Genomic DNA, 13,187 nt, shown 5'->3' on the forward strand with positions numbered 1-13,187 from the left:
TGTCTGCCCGAAGGTTGTTGTTGTTTTTCAAGGGGGACCTGCTGGATAAAGCAAGCGACATGCCAGATGACCCCTGATGGCCACCTTCAGCAATACGTTGTTTTCATTGATATCTTCCCGAAATCGTGGACACCTCTTCACATATGAAGCCCGAAAATCACCACCTGGCAAGAGGGTGTTCGTTATTGAGGCAGGCAGGCGGCGTCCTGCACCGTGATATGACGTGAGTCGTACTGCATATACGGATCGTCACCGGCCAGCCTCACGCGCGAGGTCTCGGTCATGCGCCATGCATCCCTCAGCTACGCACCTTGAGGCGCTCAGGGTCATGGAAGGGCAATGTCACCACCTCTGCGGCGAGGCGCTTCTGATGGCCATCCAGCTGGCCGATCTCAAGCTGCGTTCCGGGGCTTGAGAAATCCGGGGCGAGACGACACATGGCGATGGACTGGTTGAGCAAGGGAGAGCGGGTCGCGCTGGTGATCACCCCGACCGGATAGCGCCCGTGATAGACCAGATCGCCATGGCTGACCAGCTCGCTGCTGTCCACCCTCAGGCCCATGATCCGATGGCGGGATTCCGGCGTCTCGCGCTGCATGGCCGCACGCCCGACGAAATCATCCTCCTTGCTCTTCATCGGCACGGTGAAGCCGATGCCCGCCTCGTAGGGAGACGTCTGCGGGCAGAATTCATGGCCAGCGAAGATCAGCCCCGCCTCTATCCTCAGCATGTCGAGGGCATCCAGCCCCAGCGGCGCGATGCCATGCGGCTCACCGGCCGCCCAGATCGCCTCCCACACGGCCGGGGCGTCATGCGGATGACACCAGATCTCATAGCCCAGCTCACCGGTATAGCCGGTCCGCGACACCATCAGCGGGATGCCATTCGGCCCCGCCAGGCGACCGACCATGAAGCGGAACCAGCCCAGCGTTTCCACCTCCGGCTGGGTACGCGCATTCCAGATCAACGGCGCCAGCACCTCGCGGCTCTTCGGCCCCTGCAGCGCGATGTTGTGCAGCTGATGGGTGGAGTCGCGCACCGTGACGCGATAGCCCTGCTGCTCTGCGAGATCCCGCAGCCACTGGCCGCTGGCCGGATCACCACAGATCCAGCGGAAGGTCTGCTCGCCCATGCGGAACAGGGTGCCGTCATCGAGCATGCCGCCGGTTTCCTGACACATGGCGGAATACACCACTTCTCCGATGGAGAGTCGGCGCACGTTGCGGGTCAGCGCATATTGCAACAGGCGTTCGGCGTCCGGTCCGGCGACCTCGAACTTGCGCAATGCGGAGAGATCCATCACCGCGACCCGTTCGCGACAGGCGAGATACTCCGCCTTGGCCCCCCACCCCTCGTAATGGGTAGCCAGCCAGTAGCCGTGGTAATCGATGTACTGCTTGGTCAAGGCGGAGGTGCAGGGATGGAAGGCGGTGGGCAAAGTCATGCGCGGCAATTCCTCGGGCCGGTTGCGATAGGCGATACCGCGGGGGAAGTCATGTTCAGCGGCGTAGATACGCACATGGATATCGGTCGGCACCCAGCCGTTGGCGGCGTCGATGTCGTCCGGACAGGCGGATGAGGCACAGATGAGGTCACGGTCGGCGCGCAGCAGCACATAGTCGCCGGGACGTGACCAGGGCTCATCCACCGCCAGGGTGCCGCAGGGCTGTACCCAGGTATTGAAGAAGAAGTTGATGGCCGGCCAGCTGGCACGTTGTCGGATACCATGAGACGCCGACAGGGCATTGTTGAAGTTGACCGTGCAGCTGTCGTGACCGAAGTAGCCGTGGTGTTCGTAATACTGCGGCGAGCAGGCAAGCATGAAGCTGTCATGACGTCCGACCGTGTCCTGGATCACCTCGAGCATCGGATGCAGGTGCTGATCAAAGAACACCGAATACAGTCCCGGATTGGGCATGCAATGCCCGGACAGGCTGCGCGTGGCGCCGGCATCCAGCCCCAGCTCCTCGCCCTGTGCCCAGGCAGTGGCGTCGAAGGCCACGAAGTCGGAGCACTGACGCCCCGCCACATCGATGATCTGGATCCACTCGCCCTGCTTGACCTCATAGACCTCGACCGTGCCCGCCGCGACTCTCGTCTCCTGGCGGATCGGTGCCAGCGGCACCGGCAGATGTTCCAGCCCCACAAGCCCGGTGCAGAAATGGGACACCTCAAGCTCGGTGGCCAGCCGCTCTCCTTCTATCGTCATGTCACTGCCGGGGGCCAGCAGAATCAGGCGTGCGGCAGGCGCTTCCAGCGGCCAGCGAATCTCGGCTGGCAATCCGGCCGCTGACAGGCGCTGCCAGTGCGATGGCGGGCAATGCGCGACCCCCAGCGCCTCCAGGCGTGCCTGAGTGTGCGGACTCCGAGTGTGCGGACTCCTGTTGCCGGACGTCTCCTGCGCCTCGCTGGCCTGAGGCTGACTGGCGAAGGCGTGATCTCCCGGGCTGACGACGCTCGCGAAGTGCGCAAGCGACGCCTCGATTGTCGTACCTGCCCCCTTCACCACTTCGCGGGAGCTTTCCCCGCTCTGCTGTGCCGCATCGGCGGCTTCATCCCCCGTGGCCTTCAGTGCCAGCCACTCACAGGACTGTGCACCGTCCACGGATGACACCTGCACGCTATCGCCGGGCGACAGATCAAGTGCCAACACCTCCAGGCCGGCGATTCGGTAACGATACGGCTGGTTCGGCGTGGCAGCGGGTATCTCGACTGCAAGTCCCATCCTGGTGATACCTCTTGTTGTCATGGCAGGCGAGCCAGTCGAAGGAAGTGCTCGAGGGGCAAGCCTGGATCAGATGTGCCTGGATGGTGCATGACTCCTTGCGTCGCGCACCACGTTCTTCATGGTTAATTAAATTTACTCTCAGTAGATGCGACGACAATCCATCAAGAGAGGTACCCATGAAGGGGTAAGCCGTTCACTGGCATGAAGCTTGCTGGTGTGACACTCGAATCAGGGCGCGCCGCAGGGGCGGCGAAACGACAGAGGAACTCGCATGGCACTCAGTCTCGGCGCATCGAAGACAGGCAAGGCGCCTGCATCGCAAGGGATAGCGCATCGCCTTGATGTCCAGCGCGCACGAGTCTGTCGCGCCGATGCCGAGACTCCCGTTCGCCCTGCTGCCATCCCGCCGCCTGATCTGCGTGACAGACACCACCTCGATGCCATCACCTTGCGCATCGCTACCTGCGCTGACCTTGAGGAGGCGTTGCCATCCGTGCTGAGAGAGCTGCTGGACATGCTGAACGGCTGTCCTGAAAGCGGCATGGCGCACTCCTCGATTGGCGAACTCTGTGTCGTGCATCGCGCACCCGGTCAGGCGACCAATACGGTGATTTCCCCTGCCGGCATCGCTCTGTCAGCCGCTGCGCGCCAGAGACTGCAGGAAGTCGTCAGGGATATCGGTCGCGATCCCGGCGCCCGACAGCAGGCGTCAGGTATAGCCGGCACGCCAGGTGGCGTGCTGATCGCCCTCACGGATGCCACTGACAGAGGGGAGACGGGCAGAGGGGCGACGGGCGATGACTGGTTGTGGCTTGGAGAGCCGGCAGCCGCAGCCCCCTCCCGCGAGACACCGCTGGCACACGCCGTCATCGACGCTCTGAGCCGTGGGCTGGCATTGCAGCAGCAACAGGCGCGTCACGCCGAAGACAGGCAGGCAGCGGTGGCACAGGCCCTGAAGAACGAACGCCGACAACTGGCGGCGGAGCTGCACGACACCCTCGCCCAGGAATTGAGTTACCTGCAGATGCAGAGCGCACGCCTGACACGTGCCGCCCGCCATGCGCCACAGGAGGTGCAGGCACTGGCTGAGGAGGTGCATACCCAGGCCCGGCGCGCCTTCCGCCAGACCCGTGAACTGATCAATGGCGCGCACGCCACCTGGGGAGACGCGCCGCTTGCCTGTGTGCTGGAGGCCTTGATCGAGGAATTCGAGACCCGTTCCAGCATGGTGTTCGAGCTCGACAATCGCATCCAGTCACTGCACCTCCCCGATACCCAGTCCCTGCAGGTGATGTTCATCGTGCGCGAAGCGATGACCAACAGCGTGCGCCATGCCCGGGCCACCCACCTGCGCCTGCAACTGCTCTATCAGTCCTCTGGGCCGCAGCCGGCGGCGCGGGTGTTGCTGACCGTCGAGGACAACGGCTGCGGGTTCGATCCCGCCGAGATCCCCGCCGCGCATTTCGGGCTGGGCATCATGCAGGATCGTGCGCGCCACCTCGGGGCCGAGTTCGCCATCACCCAGCCTCGCCAGGGCGGTACCCGCGTGACACTGAGCTGGGAGCGCCGCGACACATGACCGCGACACGACAGACACCCTCGACGCACCCGACACGTCAGACACTCCCGACAAGAGTGGTACTCGTCGACGACCATCCGCTGTTTCGGCGCGGGCTTGCCGAGCTCTTGAGTGAAGGTGGCCTGTTCGAGGTCGTGGCCGACTTCGATGATGGTGCGCATCTGCTCGAGCGCCTCCCCGCCCTCGCCCCCGAGCTGGTGATCGTCGACTGGCAGATGCCGCAACTCGATGGCCTGACCCTGATGCGCCATCTCAAGCAGCGTGATGCCGCCCTCAAGGTGGTGCTGCTGACCGCCTCCGACGATAGCCGTCATCTGCTGGATGCCATCCAGCAAGGGGCGGATGGCTACCTGATGAAGGACACCGCCCCCGAACGCATTCTCGAGCGCCTGCAGGCTGTCATCGACGGCAAGCTGGGGTTGGAGGAAGAGACCTTGCTGCTGCTGGCCAGGCGCCTGCAGCAGGACCACCGCCAGCGCTCGGCACGCGAACATGCACCGCCGGAGGGTGGCGTTCCCACGCCGAGTTCGGCCATGCCGCTGATCGAGGCGACAGACGCTGCCCTGGCTGACGGCATGGCTGAGGCCGAGACGGCGGACTGGCATCGCGGTCTGACCGAGCGTGAGCGCGATACCCTCAAATGGATCGGGCGCGGCCTCAGCAACAAGCTGATCGCGCGCGAGCTGGGCATCAGTGACAGCACGGTGAAGGTCTACGTCAAGAATCTGCTGCGCAAGCTGGATCTGCATTCGCGACTGGAGCTGGCCGCCTGGGTCTACGCCCACCCGCTGACGCCAGCGAGAGATGCCAGCCGAGCGCCCGCCGAGGACGCGACAAGCGCCAAAGAGGCCATGACACGGGCCGAAAAGGAGAGCCTGAGATGATGCGCTTCCTCGAACAGTTCGCCTCCGCCTCACCCGCCTCGACTGCCTCGCCCTTCAGCGCACAGGCGATTCTCGATGGCCTGAGTGATGCCGTGGTCGTGGTGGATGCTGACAGCACGCTGCTGTATGCCTCGCGTGGCTGGCAGGCCCTGAGCGGACACGAATCGAGCGGCTCACGGGAAGACACGCCAATCGCCTCTCGGACGGAGGGGGGCGGCACGGCACCGCGGCGTCTGCGGGAAGCACTGCACCCCGCAGATCACGCCCGCTGGGACGTGCTGGCCCAGCACGTGTCACGCCGTGAGCGGCCTGACTGCTGGCGATTGCGCATCCTCGGGCCGGACCACCACTATCGCTGGTGTGAAGTCCGTAGCCAGTCGCTCTCGCTGGCCTCGCCCTGGCCCGCCACGCTCACTCTGCATGACATCAGCGAGCGCGTGCAGCAGGAGCAGATCGACGCCGCCAACCTGCGCAGCCTGACGCGCCTGATCAAGGGCCTGCCCGCGATGGTCTATCGCGCGCGCAACAACCGCCACTGGTCGATGGAGTACATCAGTGACGGCTGCCTGGCCATCACCGGACTCAGCCCGCGCGACCTGCTCGATCATCCCTCCCTCACCTACGGCGACATGATCCACCCCGAGGATGCCGACCGCGTGTGGGACCAGGTACAGGCCGCCCTCCAGGCACACACGCCCTTCACCCTTGCCTACCGCATTCGTCACCGCGATGGCGACGTGCGCCGGGTACAGGAAAAGGGCCATGGCATCTATTCACCTGACGGCACGCCACTGGCCGTGGAAGGCATCATCTTCGCCGTCGACACCTCGGACCTGGCAGGGGATTCCGCATGATCCGGTGGGTATGGCACCGGCATCGCATACTCCTTTATGGCTACCCTTTCCGAGCAATGTGCAGCCAGGTCACATCTCGCTAGCCTGTTTCGTTGTCAGTGTTTCTCGACGTCATCACGTCACGAAACCTCAGGTAACGCATCAAGACACAACAAGAACAGGATGGTATCCATGACCCAACGTATCGCGATCATCGGCGCAGGCCCCAGTGGACTGGCTCAATTGCGCGCCTTTCAATCCGCAGCCGACAAGGGCATCGAGATCCCCGAGATTGTCTGTTACGAGAAGCAGGATGACTGGGGTGGTCTGTGGAATTACAGCTGGCGCACCGGCCTGGATGCCCACGGCGAGCCGGTCCACGGCAGCATGTATCGCTACCTGTGGTCGAATGGTCCCAAGGAGTGTCTCGAGTTCGCCGACTACTCCTTTGAAGAACATTTCGGGCGCCCTATCGCCTCCTACCCGCCGCGCGCCGTGCTGTTCGACTACATCAAGGGGCGTGTCGAGAAGGCTGGCGTGCGCAAGTACATTCGCTTCGGCTGTCCGGTCCGTCAGGTCACCTTCGATGAGACTACCCAGCAATTCACGGTCAGCGTGCATGATCAGGCGCTCGATCTGGTGACCCGCGAAGAATTCGATCACGTCATCGTGGCTTCCGGGCATTTCTCGACTCCGAACGTGCCGGAATTCCCCGGTTTCGCGACCTTCAATGGCCGCATTCTGCATGCGCATGATTTCCGCGATGCACTGGAATTCAAGGGCAAGGATCTGCTGTTGCTCGGCAGCAGCTATTCCGCGGAGGACATCGGCTCGCAGTGCTACAAATACGGTGCGCGCAGCATCACCACCAGCTACCGCACCGCCCCGATGGGCTTCAAATGGCCGGACAACTGGGAAGAGAAGCCGCTGCTGGTGAAGGTCGATCGCGATACCGCCTATTTCAGTGACGGCAGCCACAAGCGAGTCGATGCCATCATCCTGTGCACCGGCTATCTGCATCACTTCCCGTTCCTCGAGGAGTCGCTGCGCCTCAAGACTGCCAACCGCATGTGGCCGCTGGGGCTCTACAAGGGCGTGGTGTGGGAAGAGAATCCGCGCCTGTTCTATCTCGGCATGCAGGACCAGTGGTACACCTTCAACATGTTCGATGCCCAGGCCTGGTGGGTGCGCGATGCGATTCTCGGCACCCAGACACTGCCGGCGAAAGCGGCGATGCAAGCCGATAGCCAGGCATGGCGCGAGCGTGAGGAAACGCTGGATAGCGACGAGGCGATGATCGTCTTCCAGGGTGACTACGTGAAATCGCTGATCAGCGAGACCGACTACCCGAGCTTCGATATCGATGGCGTGAATCGCACCTTCCTCGAGTGGGAGCATCACAAGCACGAGAACATCATGACCTTCCGCGATCACGGCTATCGCTCCTTGATGACCGGCACCCTGGCGCCCAGACATCACACGCCGTGGCTTGAGGCGATGGATGACTCGCTGGAAGCCTATCTGGCCCAGCCGGCCGAGGCGCCATCCGACGAGGAGTCAGCTGCTCAGGCGACGACCACGCCGCTGGCCTCCTGACGCTTTCTGGTCACCTGACGCTCTTGTGAGAAGGAGCTGCGCGGATGACTCGCCAGGCACCAGGCGGAGGGGCTCCCTCCGCCTTTTCATGGCCATAAACATCAACAAAAACTCATATAGACTCGCATTCATGCAACGCATGTCTTTCGCTGGCGATTGAACGCCTCATTTTCCCGACACCTCACAAGGACGCCCGATCACCATGCGCATCACGCTCTATTTCCTGATCTCGACCCTGTGCGAAATCGGCTGGGCCACGGGCCTGAAGGTCGCCGACACTCCCCTGGAATGGGCACTGACGGTGCTGCTGGTCATCATCAGCCTGAGTCTGGTCACCCAGATCGCCAGGACACTGCCCGCCAGCACCACCTACGCCATCTTCGTCGGCCTGGGCACGCTGGGGACGGTGGTGACTGACCTGCTGTTCTTCGATCTCGAGTTCCAGTGGTCCACGCTAGGCTTCGTGGTGCTGATGCTGATCGGCATCATCGTGCTCAAGACGGCCCCCGGCGCGCCCGGCCACAAGCGGACTCACGCAAGTGCCACACCACAGACCACCGTCAGTGAATGAGCAGGAGGGATGACATGGATTGGGTCTATCTGATCGCCGCAGGCTGCTGTGAAGTCGTCGGCGTCACCGGTTTCAATCAATACGCCAACCACCGCCGCCGACGGGGTGTGCTGCTGGTCGCGCTGGGCTTCAGCGCCTCCTTGAGCCTGCTGTATCTGGCCATGGACACCATCAGCCTGGGCATCGCCTATGCCGTATTCTCCGGCATCGGCACCGTGGTCAGCGCCATCATCGGGGTGCTGTTCTGGCGGGAGCATTTCTCGTTTCGCCGCATGGCCTGCATCGGCCTCATCGTGCTGTCGATCGTCGGCCTCAACCTGACAGGCGGACATTGATCATTGCCATTCGTGCAATGACCAATTGCCGTCAGGTGCCTTTTTCTGTCGTCGGCAGTGCACTAGCCTCTCGGGCAACATTCGTGATCATGCCATTCAGGAGTCTTGCCATGAGCCTGTCCTTCTACGCCGTCAGTCACGAGCGCGGCTTCTCTCCCACGCCCCTGCCCATCTGGACCGACAACGGTGACGTGTCTGACCTCTTCGAGACCGAGGCGACACCAGAGGTGGTCCGTCAGGAGGTCGAGGGTGTCCCGGGCGCCTTCCAGCTGCTCAATGTGCTGACGCCTGCCGAGGCCGACAACTTCGTCGCCACCCTGGAGGCAATGGGCTTCGAGGAGGATGCGCCCGTCTCCCTGCCGCGTTCGGTACGCCACAACCACAACGTCAACTGGGTCGTCAGTGACGCCATCGATCAGGTCATCTGGGCGCGCTCGGCGCCACTGGTGACCGAGCAGATCCAGGGCGAAGGCGCAAAAGGCATCAATGCGCGCTTTCGTGTCTATCGCTACGAGGCCGGCGACTTCTTCAAGCCGCATACCGATGGTGCCTGGCCGGGCAGTCGCGTCATCAATGGCGAGATCGTCCAGGACGCCTATCCGGGCCTGATGAGCCAGTACACCTTCCTCATCTTCCTGAGCGATGGCTATACCGGCGGGCGCACCGAGTTTCTGGTCAGCCGTCGCGACCCCGAAAGGCCTGCCCAGTCACGGGACGACATCCAGACAGTCTCGGTCGCAACGCCCAAGGGCGGCGTGCTGTGCTTCCCGCATGGCTCGCACCCGCAGCACTGCGTGCACGCAGGCGAGCCGATCCGCGATGGTGCCAAGTACATCATCCGCAGCGATATTCTCTACTGATGACCACCTGCCGAGAACCTGCTAGCGACCGGCCAGCCGCTCGCGGCGGGCGAGCAGGAAATCGACCCAGGCACGCACGCGCGGGTTGTGCTGATTCTCGCGCGCGAAGACGACATGGATGCCAGTGTCGAAATCCGACGACGTGACCTGATGGTCCTCCAGCACCGCCACGAGGCGTCCCTGGTCCAGTTCTTCACGGATGGCCCAGAGCGGTTGCACCACGACACCAGCTCCCTCGAGGGCTGCCTGGGTCAGAATGTCGGCGTTGTTGGTACGCAACGCGCGTGCTCGCGCCGAGATGCGGTGCTCCCGCTCACCCTGCACCAGCCGCCAGTGATGATTGGCGGTGGTATAGCTGAAGGTCAGCAGGCGGTGCCGCTCCAGGTCCTCGGGCTGACGAATGGGCGGCTGGGCACTGAGATAGGACGGCGCCGCGGCCAGCACGAAACGCTGGTCGCTGATGTGCCGTGCGATCAGACTCGAGTCTTCCAGATGGCCGATGCGGATGGCGACATCGAACTGCTCCTCGATCAGATCCACACGCTGATCACTGCTGACGATATCCAGCGCCACCTCGGGGTAGCACTGCATGAATTCACTCACCAGCGGTGCCAGATAGAGGCGCGAATATCGCCACGGCACCGAGATGCGCAGCGGCCCCGCGACTCGCTCACTCAGCGTCTCGAGCTCATCCGTCAATTGAGCCACCTCGCCCAGGATGGCACGGAAACGGATCACGGCTCGCTCACCGGCAGGCGAAAGCCGCACATGGCGCGTGGTGCGCACCAGCAACGGCTCGCCCAGCTGTCGCTCCAGATGATTGACGTGACGCGTCGCCGTGGAACTGGCGATCTCCAGCTCACGCGCAGCCGCATTGAAGCTCTGATGCTCCGCCACCTTGAGGAAGGTGCGCAGTCGTTGGGTCAGTTCGTTCATGGCTCTCCACAGTGAATCCGCCTTTCACGTCGACACCGGACCTTGCGCCCGATGGCATTCGCCGATGCCGAGCATAACACCCTCGCCATCCGGGCTTCGCAGCGGCCACTTTCACTTGAGGCGGCTTTGCATATTAGCGGTTGCCTAACGCTTGCCTGCCACGGATACTGTATATAAATACAGCCATGACAGGAGAGCTTTCCATGACCGCATCTGCCCCCCTTGCCACTCACGAGACGTTGGCTCGCCCTCATCCCGCTCCTGCGCCATGTGAGCTGCCATACCCCCACATCACGGGGCGTGCGGGAATTTCCGGCTTTCCGTCACCGGCCGAGGATTACGCTGGCCGGACATTGGATCTCAACGAGCGGCTGATCAAGCGTCCGGCAGCGACCTTCTTCATGACGGTGGCAGGTGACAGCATGGAAGGCTTCGGCATCTACGAGAATGACACCCTGGTCGTGGATCGCTCCATCGACGCCCGCCCCGGACATATCGTGGTGGCGCTGGTCGAGGGCGAGGTGGTGGTCAAGCGCTACGAACTGATCGGCCAGCGGCCGTATCTGTGCTCCGGCAATGCCCTGTATCCGCCGGTGGCCATCGTCGATCTCGAGTGTCAGGTCTGGGGGGTGGTGCGCTCCGTCATCCACGAATACGCGGTATGAGCGCGCCGATGATCGGGCTGGTCGACTGCAACAACTTCTACGCCAGCTGTGAGCGAGTCTTTGATCCGCGCCTGGAAGGCCGCCCCGTGGGGGTGATGTCCAACAATGACGGCTGCGTGATCGCGCGCTCTCAGGAACTCAAGGCGCTGGGCATCGAGATGGGGACTCCGGCCTTCCAGCTGCAATCCCTGGTACGCGAGGGACGCATCCACCTGCTCTCCTCGAACTATGAGCTGTATGGCGACATGTCGGCGCGCGTGCGCGACGTGCTGGAGGAATACAGCGCGGGAGTCGAACCCTACTCCATCGACGAGATGTTCGTGCGCTTCGATGGCTTTGACCGCAACGCGATGCTGGCGCTGAGTCGTACCCTGCACCGCAATGTGCGCAAGTTCACCGGCATCCCGGTATGTGTCGGCGTGGCCCCCACTCGTACCCTGGCCAAGCTGGCCAACCGTACCGCCAAGAAGCGGCCGGAATTCGGCGGTGTCTGCGTGCTGGAACCTGCCGAAGTCGGCACCCAGCGCCTGCTGGAAGACACACCGCTGGGCGATGTCTGGGGCGTGGGCCATCGCCTGGTCGAACGGCTGGCACTGCAAGGGCTGCATACCGCCTGGGACCTGCGCTGTGCGGACCCGCGCGCCATCGGTCAGCGCTATTCCGTCGTGCTGGAGCGCACCGTGCGCGAGTTGCAAGGCACGCCCTGCTTCGAGATGAACGACCCCGATGATGCCCGTCAGCGCATCATGACCTCGCGCTCCTTCGGCCGCATGACCGATGACATGAATGAGCTCAAGGATGCCATTCGCCAGCACGCCCAGCGCGGCGCCGAGAAGCTGCGCCATCAGGGCAGCCAGACACGTGCCGTGCTGGTCTTCCTCAAGAGCAACCGCCACCGCCCGGATCTCCCGCAATACTCGCCCAGCACCATCATCGAACTCCCCGAACCGACCAGCGACAGCCGCGAGATACTCGCCGCCGCCCATCAGGCGCTCGAGCGTATCTATCTGCGCGGCTATCGCTTCATGAAGGCAGGCGTGATGCTGCTGGACCTCATCGACCAGCCCCGAGAGCAGCTCTCGTTGCTCGACAGCGAAGCCGATATCGCCAGACGAGAACGCAACCAGCAGCTGATGGCGACACTGGATGCGATGAATCAGAAGATGGGCCGTGGCACCGTGCGTCTGGGCGTCGCGCGCCCGGATGCCGCCTGGCAGCTGCGCTGCGCGCATCGCAGCTCACGCTATACCACCCGCTGGCAGGAGCTGAAGCGACTGGGGAGCCCCCCTCGGCTCCCTACAACGTCAGGCGCGACGCAAGAAACTCGACAAAGGCACTGATACGGGGCGAGAGCGTGCTGTTGCGGTAGTACACCGCCTGGATCAACTCACGCGGATTGGGCGACTGGACCTGCCCCGGCAGCACTTCTACCAGAGCGCCCGACGCCAGGTCATCGGCGAGCATGAAGCGGGAGATCAGCGCGATGCCGTGGCCGGCCAGGCATAGCTGGCGCATGACTTCACCGCTGGAGGTGGAAAGGTGCGGCGTCGTTTCCAGCTCCCGGGGCGCACCCTTGAGTGGCCAGCGATTCAGGCGACTGGGCGGCAGGAACCCCAGCAGGCGATGCGCCGCCAGCGCCGCGACGCTCGTCGGCGTGCCATGCCTTGCCAGATAAGCGGGGCTGGCGACCAGGTGCAGGGTCGAGCGCCCCAGTACCTTGGCATGCAGGGTCGAATCCTCGAGCTCGCCGATGCGAATGGCGACATCGGTGCGCTGCTCCAGCAGATTGATGATGTCGTCACCCGCCGAAAGCTCCAGGGAAATGCCGGGATAGCGACGTTCGAACTCTCCCACCAGCGGCACCAGCTGATGCAGGACGAAAGGACTGGCGGCATCGACCCGCAGACGGCCGCTGGGTTGATCACGCTGCTGACGCAAGACGTCTTCGGCCTCGCTCAACTGCTGCAGCCCTTCCCTTATGCGCTCGACGAAAGCACGCCCCTCGTCCGTCAGGGCGACGCTGCGAGTGGTACGAGTCAACAGCGGTGTCTCAAGCTCGCTTTCCAGCCGCTGGATGGCCCGCGACACCTTGGCCACGGGCACATCCCGCTGCTTGGCGGCAGCACTGAAACCTCCGCTGTCGACCACCGCCAGCAACCATTCAAGGTCTTGTGAGCGACTGCGCATGATGAAACTTCTC

12 protein-coding genes are annotated in these 13,187 nt (G+C 63.4%); 9 read left to right on the forward strand and 3 right to left on the reverse strand.

Annotated features, from left to right (window positions below):
- Nucleotides 1-298 precede the first annotated feature (298 nt).
- Nucleotides 299-2,725, reverse strand: a complete 2,427-nt coding sequence (locus tag HXS65_RS13255) for a DUF1989 domain-containing protein (RefSeq protein WP_176494108.1) — start codon at nt 2,723-2,725, stop codon at nt 299-301.
- A gap of 274 nt (nt 2,726-2,999) precedes the next feature.
- On the opposite strand from HXS65_RS13255, the gene HXS65_RS13260 reads away from it, so the two are divergent.
- The 7 genes from HXS65_RS13260 (at nt 3,000) to HXS65_RS13290 (ending at nt 9,386) form a co-directional block, all read left to right on the forward strand.
- Nucleotides 3,000-4,307 (forward strand): sensor histidine kinase, encoded by a 1,308-nt coding sequence (locus tag HXS65_RS13260; protein WP_176494109.1) that lies wholly within the window; start codon nt 3,000-3,002, stop codon nt 4,305-4,307.
- Nucleotides 4,304-5,191, forward strand: a complete 888-nt coding sequence (locus HXS65_RS13265; RefSeq protein WP_176494110.1) for a response regulator transcription factor — start codon at nt 4,304-4,306, stop codon at nt 5,189-5,191. The genes HXS65_RS13260 and HXS65_RS13265 overlap by 4 nt, the downstream gene beginning before the upstream one ends.
- Complete coding sequence (locus HXS65_RS13270) at nt 5,188-6,045, forward strand: PAS domain-containing protein (protein ID WP_176494111.1); 858 nt, start codon at nt 5,188-5,190, stop codon at nt 6,043-6,045. Before HXS65_RS13265 ends, HXS65_RS13270 begins: the two co-directional genes overlap by 4 nt.
- A gap of 171 nt (nt 6,046-6,216) precedes the next feature.
- Nucleotides 6,217-7,620: an NAD(P)-binding domain-containing protein gene (locus HXS65_RS13275; RefSeq protein WP_176494112.1), complete on the forward strand. Its 1,404-nt coding sequence runs from the start codon at nt 6,217-6,219 to the stop codon at nt 7,618-7,620.
- Between the two features lie 202 nt (nt 7,621-7,822).
- The gene (locus HXS65_RS13280) at nt 7,823-8,191 is read left to right on the forward strand and encodes a multidrug efflux SMR transporter (RefSeq protein WP_176494113.1); all 369 of its coding nucleotides are present in this window, start codon (nt 7,823-7,825) and stop codon (nt 8,189-8,191) included.
- 14 nt (nt 8,192-8,205) lie between these two features.
- Nucleotides 8,206-8,526 (forward strand): multidrug efflux SMR transporter, encoded by a 321-nt coding sequence (locus tag HXS65_RS13285; protein WP_136939268.1) that lies wholly within the window; start codon nt 8,206-8,208, stop codon nt 8,524-8,526.
- A gap of 110 nt (nt 8,527-8,636) precedes the next feature.
- The gene (locus HXS65_RS13290) at nt 8,637-9,386 is read left to right on the forward strand and encodes a 2OG-Fe(II) oxygenase (protein WP_176494114.1); all 750 of its coding nucleotides are present in this window, start codon (nt 8,637-8,639) and stop codon (nt 9,384-9,386) included.
- Between the two features lie 21 nt (nt 9,387-9,407).
- Here HXS65_RS13290 and HXS65_RS13295 read toward each other — a convergent pair whose 3' ends face one another.
- Entirely contained in the window at nt 9,408-10,322 is a 915-nt protein-coding gene (locus tag HXS65_RS13295) for a LysR family transcriptional regulator (protein ID WP_176494115.1), read from the reverse strand.
- 203 nt (nt 10,323-10,525) lie between these two features.
- Here HXS65_RS13295 and HXS65_RS13300 point away from each other — a divergent pair, with 203 nt between their 5' ends.
- Nucleotides 10,526-10,987 (forward strand): LexA family transcriptional regulator, encoded by a 462-nt coding sequence (locus HXS65_RS13300; RefSeq protein WP_176503848.1) that lies wholly within the window; start codon nt 10,526-10,528, stop codon nt 10,985-10,987.
- An 8-nt stretch (nt 10,988-10,995) separates the two neighbouring features.
- Nucleotides 10,996-12,327, forward strand: coding sequence for a Y-family DNA polymerase (locus tag HXS65_RS13305; protein WP_141391801.1), 1,332 nt, complete (start codon nt 10,996-10,998; stop codon nt 12,325-12,327).
- On the opposite strand, the gene HXS65_RS13310 is transcribed toward HXS65_RS13305, so the two are convergent.
- The gene (locus HXS65_RS13310) at nt 12,284-13,174 is read right to left on the reverse strand and encodes a LysR substrate-binding domain-containing protein (RefSeq protein ID WP_136939265.1); all 891 of its coding nucleotides are present in this window, start codon (nt 13,172-13,174) and stop codon (nt 12,284-12,286) included. The two genes, HXS65_RS13305 and HXS65_RS13310, sit on opposite strands and share 44 nt — an antisense overlap.
- Between the last annotated feature and the right edge of the window lie 13 nt (nt 13,175-13,187).

Source organism: Cobetia sp. 5-25-4-2 (assembly GCF_013374075.1).
In the GTDB taxonomy this organism is placed as follows: domain Bacteria; phylum Pseudomonadota; class Gammaproteobacteria; order Pseudomonadales; family Halomonadaceae; genus Cobetia; species Cobetia marina.

What these genes read in the sequence shown, in the direction of transcription:
- HXS65_RS13310 (WP_136939265.1), bottom strand. Translation starts at nt 13,174, where the DNA reads ATGCGCAGTCGCTCACAAGACCTTGAATGGTTGCTGGCGGTGGTCGAC.
- HXS65_RS13275 (WP_176494112.1), top strand. Translation starts at nt 6,217, where the DNA reads ATGACCCAACGTATCGCGATCATCGGCGCAGGCCCCAGTGGACTGGCT.
- HXS65_RS13305 (WP_141391801.1), top strand. Translation starts at nt 10,996, where the DNA reads ATGATCGGGCTGGTCGACTGCAACAACTTCTACGCCAGCTGTGAGCGA.
- HXS65_RS13255 (WP_176494108.1), bottom strand. Translation starts at nt 2,725, where the DNA reads ATGGGACTTGCAGTCGAGATACCCGCTGCCACGCCGAACCAGCCGTAT.
- HXS65_RS13265 (WP_176494110.1), top strand. Translation starts at nt 4,304, where the DNA reads ATGACCGCGACACGACAGACACCCTCGACGCACCCGACACGTCAGACA.
- HXS65_RS13270 (WP_176494111.1), top strand. Translation starts at nt 5,188, where the DNA reads ATGATGCGCTTCCTCGAACAGTTCGCCTCCGCCTCACCCGCCTCGACT.
- HXS65_RS13260 (WP_176494109.1), top strand. Translation starts at nt 3,000, where the DNA reads ATGGCACTCAGTCTCGGCGCATCGAAGACAGGCAAGGCGCCTGCATCG.
- HXS65_RS13290 (WP_176494114.1), top strand. Translation starts at nt 8,637, where the DNA reads ATGAGCCTGTCCTTCTACGCCGTCAGTCACGAGCGCGGCTTCTCTCCC.
- HXS65_RS13295 (WP_176494115.1), bottom strand. Translation starts at nt 10,322, where the DNA reads ATGAACGAACTGACCCAACGACTGCGCACCTTCCTCAAGGTGGCGGAG.
- HXS65_RS13300 (WP_176503848.1), top strand. Translation starts at nt 10,526, where the DNA reads ATGACCGCATCTGCCCCCCTTGCCACTCACGAGACGTTGGCTCGCCCT.
- HXS65_RS13280 (WP_176494113.1), top strand. Translation starts at nt 7,823, where the DNA reads ATGCGCATCACGCTCTATTTCCTGATCTCGACCCTGTGCGAAATCGGC.
- HXS65_RS13285 (WP_136939268.1), top strand. Translation starts at nt 8,206, where the DNA reads ATGGATTGGGTCTATCTGATCGCCGCAGGCTGCTGTGAAGTCGTCGGC.